The sequence below is a fragment of the Micromonospora aridisoli genome (genome assembly GCF_056150025.1).
In genome coordinates, this window is the sequence record NZ_JAXCFK010000162.1 from 1 (window position 1) to 536 (window position 536).

Genomic DNA, 536 nt, shown 5'->3' on the forward strand with positions numbered 1-536 from the left:
TATCCACATAATCTTCAATCTCGGCATCAGAAACAGGAATACTATCTTGTACGGCATGATGAGCATATAACTTGTTCTCCAAAAGACTTCCTGCTAATTCACATCTTGACACATCTTCGGTGGAAACACCTTGTGATTTGAGCTCGATATACGCCTTATCTATATCACTATCCAAAACCACATATTTTCCAACTACAGCTGCTACACCATCTCCTTTTATTTTCTCAAACCCTTGTTCTGTTGATACTGCAACTTTAGTCGTTTCTTGAACATCTTCTAACTCTTCATAAGGAATCAGTTCTTGATCAACGACTCCTTGTCCCACCTTAGCCACGCTATCCCGGACAATTTCTACTGGAGTCCCGATTGAATCTGTAGCTTTTACTGTTTGACCTTGCACAAATACAGTACAAAAAACTGTAACAAACACTACAGTACTTTTTTTAATTATAAATTTCAAATTGTTCGTTTTTAATGGCATCCTTCGTAATATCCTTTTCTAATTTCTTTACCAGCGCTAGTCTCCTCTTGTTATG

1 protein-coding gene is annotated in these 536 nt (G+C 37.3%); it reads right to left on the reverse strand.

Annotated features, from left to right (window positions below):
* The coding region (locus SM447_RS29890; RefSeq protein ID WP_474576208.1) for a hypothetical protein at positions 1–481 on the reverse strand (481 nt) is incomplete at its 3' end.
* Positions 482–536: the final 55 nt, after the last annotated feature.